Origin of the sequence: Sphingomonas sp. (assembly GCF_048594985.1) — a bacterium.
GTDB lineage: Bacteria > Pseudomonadota > Alphaproteobacteria > Sphingomonadales > Sphingomonadaceae > Sphingomonas_I.
On the sequence record NZ_JBMDXG010000212.1, the window covers coordinates 1 to 8632 of the forward strand.

At 68.2% G+C, this 8632-nt stretch carries 8 protein-coding genes; 5 read left to right on the plus strand and 3 right to left on the minus strand.

Annotated features, from left to right (window positions below; translation table 11 throughout):
- Positions 1 to 286: DUF188 domain-containing protein (locus tag ACOJSF_RS08300; RefSeq protein WP_420141745.1), on the plus strand; the 286-nt coding region annotated here is incomplete at its 5' end.
- A 32-nt stretch (positions 287 to 318) separates the two neighbouring features.
- Positions 319 to 2184 carry an ABC-F family ATP-binding cassette domain-containing protein gene (locus ACOJSF_RS08305; RefSeq protein WP_420141746.1) on the plus strand — a complete coding sequence of 622 codons (1866 nt, stop codon included), beginning with the start codon at positions 319 to 321 and terminating at the stop codon, positions 2182 to 2184.
- Positions 2185 to 2262: 78 nt separating this feature from the next.
- On the opposite strand, the gene ACOJSF_RS08310 is transcribed toward ACOJSF_RS08305, so the two are convergent.
- Positions 2263 to 2619 (minus strand): hypothetical protein, encoded by a 357-nt coding sequence (locus ACOJSF_RS08310; RefSeq protein WP_420141747.1) that lies wholly within the window; start codon positions 2617 to 2619, stop codon positions 2263 to 2265.
- A gap of 119 nt (positions 2620 to 2738) precedes the next feature.
- On the opposite strand from ACOJSF_RS08310, the gene ACOJSF_RS08315 reads away from it, so the two are divergent.
- Positions 2739 to 4613, plus strand: a complete 1875-nt coding sequence (locus tag ACOJSF_RS08315) for a tetratricopeptide repeat-containing sulfotransferase family protein (RefSeq protein WP_420141748.1) — start codon at positions 2739 to 2741, stop codon at positions 4611 to 4613.
- Between the two features lie 32 nt (positions 4614 to 4645).
- Positions 4646 to 5968: a hemolysin family protein gene (locus tag ACOJSF_RS08320; protein WP_420141749.1), complete on the plus strand. Its 1323-nt coding sequence runs from the start codon at positions 4646 to 4648 to the stop codon at positions 5966 to 5968.
- Positions 5969 to 5980: 12 nt separating this feature from the next.
- Here ACOJSF_RS08320 and ACOJSF_RS08325 read toward each other — a convergent pair whose 3' ends face one another.
- Together ACOJSF_RS08325 and purD are read right to left on the minus strand one after the other, a co-directional pair.
- Positions 5981 to 6502 carry a hypothetical protein gene (locus tag ACOJSF_RS08325; RefSeq protein WP_420141750.1) on the minus strand — a complete coding sequence of 174 codons (522 nt, stop codon included), beginning with the start codon at positions 6500 to 6502 and terminating at the stop codon, positions 5981 to 5983.
- Positions 6503 to 6548: 46 nt separating this feature from the next.
- Positions 6549 to 7820, minus strand: coding sequence for a phosphoribosylamine--glycine ligase (purD, locus tag ACOJSF_RS08330; RefSeq protein ID WP_420141751.1), 1272 nt, complete (start codon positions 7818 to 7820; stop codon positions 6549 to 6551).
- Here purD and xseA point away from each other — a divergent pair.
- On the plus strand, positions 7819 to 8632 hold an 814-nt coding region (xseA, locus tag ACOJSF_RS08335; protein WP_420141752.1), incomplete at its 3' end, for an exodeoxyribonuclease VII large subunit. The two genes, purD and xseA, sit on opposite strands and share 2 nt — an antisense overlap.

Sequence of the window (8632 nt, forward strand, 5' to 3'; positions counted from 1 at the left end):
TGACTGGATCGCCGAGGCATCCGACGCGCATGCGGTGGTGGTGACGGCGGACATCCTGCTTGCCGACCGCTGCCTCAAGAAGGGCGCGACGGTTTTGGCCCCAACGGGCAAGCCGTTCACTACCGGATCGATCGGCGGCGCGATAGCCACGCGCGCGATCATGGCCGATCTGCGGGCCGGCGGCGATCAGATCGGTGGACCCGCGCCCTTCGCCAAGACCGACCGCTCGCGCTTCCTTCAGGCGCTCGATACGGCGCTCGATCGGCTCGGCCGCCAGCGCGGCTGACAGACCGCACGCTCCGTGATAGGCGCGCGGCCATGCTCAACCTGAACGGCATCACCGTCCGCCTTGGCGGGCGTACCATCCTCGACGGCGCCAGCGCGGCGCTGCCGCCACGTTCGCGCGTCGGCCTGATCGGTCGCAACGGCGCGGGCACGTCGACGCTGATGAAGGTGATGATCGGCCAGCTCGATCCCGACGGCGGATCGCTGGACATGCCGCGCGGCACCAAGATCGGCTATATCGCGCAGGAAGCGCCCAGCGGCGACGCCACGCCGATCGACACCGTGCTTGCCGCCGACGCGGAGCGCGCGGCGCTGCTGGCGGAAAGCGAGACGGCCACTGATCCCGATCGGATCGGCGACATCCACGAACGGCTGATGGCGATCGACGCCTATGCCGCCCCGGCGCGTGCCGCGCGCATCCTGGTCGGGCTGGGGTTCGACGACGAGATGCAGGCACGGCCGCTCGACAGTTTCTCGGGCGGATGGAAGATGCGCGTCGCGCTCGCGGCGCTGCTCTTCTCGCAGCCGGACCTGCTGCTGCTTGACGAACCGTCCAACCACCTCGATCTCGAAGCGACCTTGTGGCTGGAGGATTTCCTCAAATCCTATCCTGCGATGATGGTTGTCATCAGCCACGAACGCGACCTGCTCAACAATGTGGTCGACCACATTCTCCACCTCGAACAGGGCAAGGTCACGCTCTACGCTGGCGGCTACGACTCGTTCGAGCGACAGCGCGCCGAACGCGCGGCGCAGCTTGCGGCTGCGCGTGCGAATCAGGAGGCGCAGCGCGCCAAGCTGCAGGACTATATCGCTCGCAACAGCGCGCGCGCCTCGACCGCCAAGCAGGCGCAGTCGCGCGCCAAGATGCTGGCCAAGCTGCAGCCGATCGCCGCGCTGGCCGAGGATCCGACGCTGTCGTTCGACTTCCCTGATCCGGACGAACTGCGGCCGCCGCTGATCACGCTCGACCTCGCCAGCGTCGGTTATACCGAGGACAAGCCGATCCTTCAGCGGCTGAACCTGCGGATCGACCCCGACGACCGGCTGGCGCTGCTGGGCCGCAACGGCAATGGCAAGACCACGCTCGCCCGCCTGCTCGCCGCGCAGCTCGCGCCGATGGAAGGCGCGATGACCGCGAGCGGCAAGATGAAGGTCGGCTACTTCACTCAATATCAGGTGGAGGAGCTGGACGGCGCGGATACGCCGCTTCAGCACATGACGCGCGTGATGTCGGGCAAGACCCCGGCGGCGGTGCGCGCGCAGCTCGGCCGCTTCGGCTTTTCGGGCGACAAGGCCACGACCGAGGTGCGCAAGCTGTCGGGCGGCGAGCGCGCGCGGCTGGCGCTCGCGCTCATCACGCGGGATGCGCCGCACCTGCTGATCCTCGACGAGCCGACCAACCACCTCGACGTCGATGCGCGCGAGGCGCTGGTGCGCGCGCTCAACGACTATGCGGGCGCGGTGGTGGTGGTGAGCCACGACCGCCACATGCTGGAGCTGACCGCCGACCGGCTGGTGCTGGTCGATGCCGGCACCGCCAGCGAATTCGACGGCAGCCTCGCCGATTATACGTCCTTCGTCCTGACCAAGGATGCCGGCGGCGGCAAGGCCAAGGCGGCGCGCAAGGGGGATCGCCGTGCCGCCGCCGAAGCGCGCGAGAAGGGGCAGGCGCTCCGTCGCGACATCAAGACTGCCGAGGCCGAAATCGCGCGGCTGGAAAAGGAGCGCTCGGCGCTCGACCGCGCGATGTTCGATCCCGCCGGGGCGGAGCCCGCTCTGGTCAAGCTGCCGATGACCGAGCTGATGAAGCGCCGTGCCGCGACCGCCGCCGCGCTGGAAGAAGTCGAGACGCGCTGGATGGGCTATAACGAGGCGCTGGAGACGACCCCGGCCTAACCGGTCTCGGGGCGCGCCTCGTCTTTGATGGGGTCCGCGACCGACCGGCTGCCATTCAGCCGGCCGGGAGTAGTCCGGCTAGCGCTTTTTCGCCTGCTGATCGAGTTGCTGTCCGGTGGCGACCAGAGTGCGCTGGCTCGCCTGGACGATCTTTGCGCAACCATCCATCGTCTGCCCGATCGTCTTGTTGTTGAGCGTGCGGGCCTGTGCCTGCAGCTGCGTCTTGAGCTGCGAAGGCTGCAGTCGCCCGTCGATCCGCCCCATGAAGAAGAAGGAGGAGGCGAGCGCGAGCTGCTTCTTCTTTGCGTCCTTCTCCGCCTGCGCGAACACGTTGCTCACCATCAGGCAGCGGACGTCGCGGTCGATCGTCTGCGCCGGCAGCGCGGCCGCCCCGGCCGCCGTGACGAGCGCCGCAGCGATGATCCTGCTTCTCATTGATCTCGATCTCCACACGCCGCCGCAAGCAGCAGGACAGCGCCGCTCTCTTACCAGAGCACACCATATTTGCCATATCGCGGCGCGGGCACCTTCCCGATCAACGGAGCGCGATAGACATGCTCGCCTATCAGGGCCGATTGCAGGAAGCGTTCGAGTGCTATCGCAGGGGCGAACTGGACGCGGCGCGTCGGATCGGCCTTGTGTTGTTGCCGGTCGGCGCGAACGACGCCGCGTTGCAGGGGATGCTCGGCATGATCGCCGTGCAGCAGGGGCGGTTCGAGGCAGCCGAGGATCATCTTCGCCCCGCAACGCAACTCGCGCCCGATAACGTCCCACTCCGTATCAACCGCGCCTTCGCGTTGGCGAATGCCGGGAAGCTGCAGCAGGCGCGCGAGGTTGCGGCAGGAACAAACGTTCCGCAGCTCGAACGCATCGTCGCTTACGTGGATCAGCAGCAGGGGCGGCACAGCGACGCGATCGCCCGGTTTCGCCGCGTTTTGTCAGGCCTTCCCGAGGATGCCGAAAGCTGGACCAATCTGGGCCTGTCGCTCACCCATGCGGGTCAGCTGGGTGAGGCGGTCGAGGCGTTCCGGCGGGCGCTCGCCATCCGTCGCGATCCCGCCACCTATTTGGGATTATCGCAGGCGCTGGTGCGAGGCGAGCACCACGAGGAGCGACTTGCGGCCCTGGTGGAGGCCCGCAAACTTTACCCCGGCGCCGTACCGATCCTGATCGCATTGGGCTCGGCCGAGGCCGCGATCGGGCATTTCGACGAGGCCGAACGTGCCTATCGCGACGCCATTGCGCGCGATCCCAAGCAGCCGATTGCCTATCTTGAACTCGGAATGATGTTGGAGAGCCTCAACCGGATCGATGCGATGGCAGCCCTGCTCGACGAGGCCCGTGAGCGTGGCGCCAGCGGACCCGAACTCGATTTCCTGCAAGGCTGGCTGTTCAAGCGCACGCATCGGTTCGAGGAGGCGCTTGCGATCGGGAAGGCCGCTCCCGCGGCGATTAATGCCTCGCGTCGCGCGCAGTTGGTCGGGGAAAGCGCCGACCGCCTGGGCCGCGCCGAGCAGGCTTTCGCGGCCTTCTCGGATATGAACCGCCTGTCTGCCCTCGGTCCCGCGGCCGACCATGCGCGCGCGCGGGACTTTCCGGGGCAGATCGTCGCAACGATTGCCTATCTGAACGCGCGGGACGAAGCGCCGACATCCAGCGAAATCACGACGCCGGATCGGCGGCCGCCAATCTTCATCCTGGGATTTCCCCGATCCGGTACGACGCTGCTGGATACGCTCCTCATGAACCTGCCATCGGTAGAGGTGTTCGAGGAAGCCCCGATGGTGGAGCGGCTCGGCGCGGAGATCGGCTATCCGAACGGACTGTCCTCGCTCGATGACGGGACGGCCGGGCAATTACGCGAGCGCTATTGGCAACTGGTGCATACCTTGCGTCCGCAAAGCGATCAGGCGGAGATGGTCGTGGACAAATTCCCTTTGCACCTGGTGCGCGCGCCGTTGATCCATCGCCTGTTCCCGGATGCGCCGATGGTCTTCGTTGAACGGCATCCGTGCGACGTGGTGTTGAGCTGCTTCATGGCGCGCTTCCAGACGAACCAGGCGACCGTGCATTTCCACGACATCCTGTCGGCGGCGCGGTTGTACGATCTGTCGATGCAGGCGTGGACCAAGTCGGTCGAGGTCTTGCCACTGCGCGTTCACACCATCCGGTACGAGCGGATGGTGGAGAATCTGGAAAGCGAGATGCGGCCTCTTCTGCGCTTCCTTGATATCCCGTGGACGGACGCCGTGCTCGACAACCGCGCCAGCGCCGCGCGCCGCCGGCATATCGCCACGGCCAGCTACGCGCAGGTCGGCGAACCGCTCTATACCCGCGCGGCCGGCCGGTGGCAGCATTACAGGCAGCAGATGGCGCCAGTGCTGGACATTCTCGCGCCTTGGGCGGAGCAATTGGGCTACGCGATGTGAACGGCTGGCTTGCCTAAAGCAGGACGGGCGCTATGCACGCCGGAGCAGCCATGTCCGCTCCTCCCCTTTCGCCGTTCCCGTGGATCGATCTCGCGATCATCGTGGGTCTTGTCCTCCTCAACGGCGTCTTCGCGATGTCCGAGCTGGCGATCGTTTCGTCGCGCAAGCCCCGGCTGGAGGCGCTGGCGCGCAGGGGCAGCGGGGGGGCGCGCGCGGCGCTGGCGCTGACCGAGGATCCGGGCAAGTTCCTGTCGACCGTCCAGATCGGCATCACGCTGATCGGCATCCTCGCTGGCGCCTATTCCGGCGCGAGCCTGGGCGGGCCGGTCGGCGACCGCCTTGCGCGGCTAGGCGTCCCGGCGTCGGCGGCCGCGAGCTGGGGCTTCGGCCTGGTAATCGTCGCGACCACCTACCTCAACCTCGTCGTCGGCGAGCTTGTGCCCAAGCAGATTGCGTTGCGCTCGCCCGAGCCGATCGCCGCGCTCGTGGCGCGGCCGATGGGCTGGCTGGCGTGGATCACGGCGCCGCTTGTCTGGCTGCTCGACAAGTCGACGGGCATCATCTTCCGCCTGCTCAGGCTCGATCGCGACAGCAAGTCGCACGTCACCGCCGAGGAGCTTCATCTGGTCTTCGCCGAGGCATCGACCGCCGGCGTGATCGAGGAGAGCGAGCGCGCGATCATCTCGGGCGTGGTGCGGCTCGCCGATCGCCCGGTGCGCGAGGTGATGACGCCGCGTACCGAGGTCGAGTGGATCGATCTGAACAGCGACGCGCCGCTACCGTCGCCATTGCCGCACAGCCGGATGCCGGTGGGGCATGGATCGGTCGACGAGCTGGTCGGCGTGGTGCAGGCGCGCGATCTGCTGGCGGCGGCGATGGACGGGCGGCCGATCGACCTGGCCGCTTTGATGCGGCCCGTGCCCGTCGTGTCGGACCAGATGGACGCGATGGACGCGCTGGAAGTGCTGCGCGTGGCCGATGTGCCGGTGGCGTTCGTCCATGACGAATATGGCCATCTGGACGGGCTGGTTACGCCGGCGGATCTGCTCGCCGCGATCGCCGGGGCGTTCGCGTCGGATGTGGGCGAGGATACCGATCCGCCGCTGGTGCAGCGCGAGGATGGAAGCTGGCTCGTTTCGGGATCGCTCCCCGCCGACCAGCTTGCCGAGCGGCTGGGCGTGCCTCTATCCGAAGATCGCGATTATGCCACCGCCGCCGGTTTTGCCCTTTCCGTGCTCAAGCATCTGCCGAGCGTGGGCGAGACGTTCGACTATGACGGCTGGCGGTTCGAGGTGGTCGACATGGACGGACGCAAGATCGACAAGTTGCTCGCCAGCCGGCGCGACAAGGCCTGACCGACCGGCCGGTCAGCCGCCGAGCTTGCCGAATTCGGTTTCGAACGCCGCCGTATCGCCCGCCGCCAGAAGGCGCGCCTGATCGACCCAGCGATCGCGACGGATGCGGCCCTTGAAAGCGCCCATCTGCGCGTCGATCGCGTCGACGTCCGCTTCGTCCCATGCGGCGATCTGATCGAAACGGGTGACGCCGATTTCGGCGAGGCGGCTCGCCGCTTTGGGGCCGAGCCCCTTCAGCCGGGTGAGCGGGTCGCCAGCGGCGGACTCCGGTTGGCCCGAGGGATGCGCGTCGATGCCGACGAACTGGTCGACCACGTCCTCGATCGCCGCCGCCACTTCGGAGGCGACGCCATGTCCCTCTGTCGATGCGGCGGGTTCGGGATCGGCCACCGTCGTGGCCGCCGGGGCCGCAGGGCGTGCGAGCGGCGTCTGATCGCTGAACGTGACGTGCTGCTTGCGGCCGCGCACGACCAGCAGGAAGAGCAGCGCCGCCACCACCAGAACGGCGATGACGATCAGGACGGTGGTGTTCATTCGGCCTCCCCAGATTTTGGGGCGCTCCTAGCCCTGCGGGGCGCGATCAGGCAACCGCTTCGCGCGCAATCTCCCGCCAGCCGATGTCACGGCGGCAAAAGCCGGTCGGAAAGTCGATCCGGTCGACCGCCGCATAGGCGGCCCGCTGCGCCTCGGCCACGCTGTCGCCGGTGGCGGTCACCGCCAGCACACGCCCGCCTGACGCAACGATGTGATCGGCAACCCGCGCCGTCCCCGCCTGGAAAACCTGTGCGCCCGCAGCTTCCGCCTCTACCAGTCCGCCGATCGCGCCGCCCTTGACCGGCGGGCCGGGATAGCCGTCCGCCGCCATCACCACCGTCAGCGCGACCCGATCGGCCAAAGCGGGCGGGCCGAGTTCCGCCAGCCGCCCTTCGGCCACCGCCGCGAGCAGGGTGACGAGGCAGCCGTCGTAGCGCATCATCAGCACCTGCGCCTCCGGATCACCGAAGCGGCACTTATATTCGATCAGCTGGGGTCCCTCGGCGGTCAGCATCAGCCCGGCATAAAGAACGCCCGAATAAGGCGTGCCGTCGGCGGCGAGCGTGTCGACGGTGGGGCGGATGATCCGCGCCATCACCTCCTCTGCGATCGCGTCGGTGACGATCGAGGCGGGGCTGTAGGCTCCCATGCCGCCCGTATTGGGACCGGTATCCCCGTCGCCGATGCGTTTATGGTCCTGCGCGGTGCCGAAGGGAACGATGGCCGTGCCGTCGGTCAGCGCGAAGAAGCTTGCCTCCTCGCCCTCCAGAAATTGTTCGATCACGACCTCGGCCCCGGCGCTGCCGAAGCCGCCGCCGAACATGTCGTCGATCGCCGCCTCGGCCTCGGCGGCGGTCGTCGGAATGACGACGCCCTTGCCCGCCGCGAGCCCGTCCGCCTTGATCACCACCGGCAGGCCAAAGCGCGGCAGCGCCGCCTTGGCCGCTTCCGCGTCGGAGAAACGCGCATAGGCGGCGGTGGGAATGCCCGCACGCGCGCAGAGATCCTTGGTGAAGCCTTTCGATCCTTCGAGCCGCGCGGCCGCCGCGCCCGGACCGAAGACGAGAATCCCCGCCGCCCGCAGCTCGTCCGCCAGTCCCTCCACCAGCGGCTGTTCGGGGCCGACGACGACCAGACCGATATTCTCCTCCCGCGCGAAGCCGAGGATTGCGCCGGGCGCCAGATCGACGCACTCGGCATGTTCGGCGATGCCCGGATTGCCGGGGCTGGCGAACAGCTTCGTCAGCCGCGGCGATTGCGCGAGCTTCCAGGCAAGCGCATGCTCGCGCCCGCCCGAACCGATGAGCAGGACCTTCATGGCGTCGAACTTTCCTCCCGAAACTGCGGGGCTGTTAGCGAACGATCAGCCGGGCGACAACGCGCCCGCTCTCTCGGTGTCCGAACTGTCGGGGGCGCTGAAGCGCTCGGTGGAGGATGCATTCGGTCATGTCCGTGTCCGCGGCGAGATTTCGGGCTTCAAGCGCGTCGCGTCGGGCCACTCCTACCTGACGCTGAAGGACGACCGTGCCTGTCTCGACGGGGTGATCTGGAAGGGGACGCCGGTCGCCTTTCGCCCGGAAGACGGGGTCGAGGTGATCGCCACAGGGCGGCTGACGACCTTTCCCGGGCGCTCACGCTACCAGATCGTGATCGAGCGGCTGGAGCTTGCCGGGCAGGGGGCGCTGATGGCGCTGCTCGACCAGCGCCGCCGCGCGCTCGCCGCCGAGGGGCTGTTCGCCGAGGAGCGCAAGCGGCCGCTGCCGTTCCTGCCGCAGCGGATCGGCGTCGTCACCTCGCCGACCGGGGCGGTGATCCGCGACATCCTGCATCGGCTGGGGGATCGTTGCCCGACGCACGTGATCGTGTGGCCGGTGGCGGTGCAGGGCGAAGGCGCGGCCGAGCAGGTGGCTGCCGGCATTCGCGGTCTGGCGGCGTTGCCCCAGCCACCCGACCTGATTATCGTCGCGCGCGGCGGCGGATCGATCGAGGATCTGTGGGCTTTCAACGAGGAGGCGGTCGTGCGCGCGGTGGCGGCTTCGCCGATCCCGCTCATCTCCGCCGTCGGGCATGAAACCGACGTCACCTTGTGCGACTTCGCCGCCGACAGGCGCGCCCCAACCCCCACGGCGG

What these genes read in the sequence shown, in the direction of transcription:
- ACOJSF_RS08305 (WP_420141746.1), top strand. Translation starts at nt 319, where the DNA reads ATGCTCAACCTGAACGGCATCACCGTCCGCCTTGGCGGGCGTACCATC.
- ACOJSF_RS08310 (WP_420141747.1), bottom strand. Translation starts at nt 2,619, where the DNA reads ATGAGAAGCAGGATCATCGCTGCGGCGCTCGTCACGGCGGCCGGGGCG.
- ACOJSF_RS08315 (WP_420141748.1), top strand. Translation starts at nt 2,739, where the DNA reads ATGCTCGCCTATCAGGGCCGATTGCAGGAAGCGTTCGAGTGCTATCGC.
- ACOJSF_RS08320 (WP_420141749.1), top strand. Translation starts at nt 4,646, where the DNA reads ATGCACGCCGGAGCAGCCATGTCCGCTCCTCCCCTTTCGCCGTTCCCG.
- ACOJSF_RS08325 (WP_420141750.1), bottom strand. Translation starts at nt 6,502, where the DNA reads ATGAACACCACCGTCCTGATCGTCATCGCCGTTCTGGTGGTGGCGGCG.
- purD (WP_420141751.1), bottom strand. Translation starts at nt 7,820, where the DNA reads ATGAAGGTCCTGCTCATCGGTTCGGGCGGGCGCGAGCATGCGCTTGCC.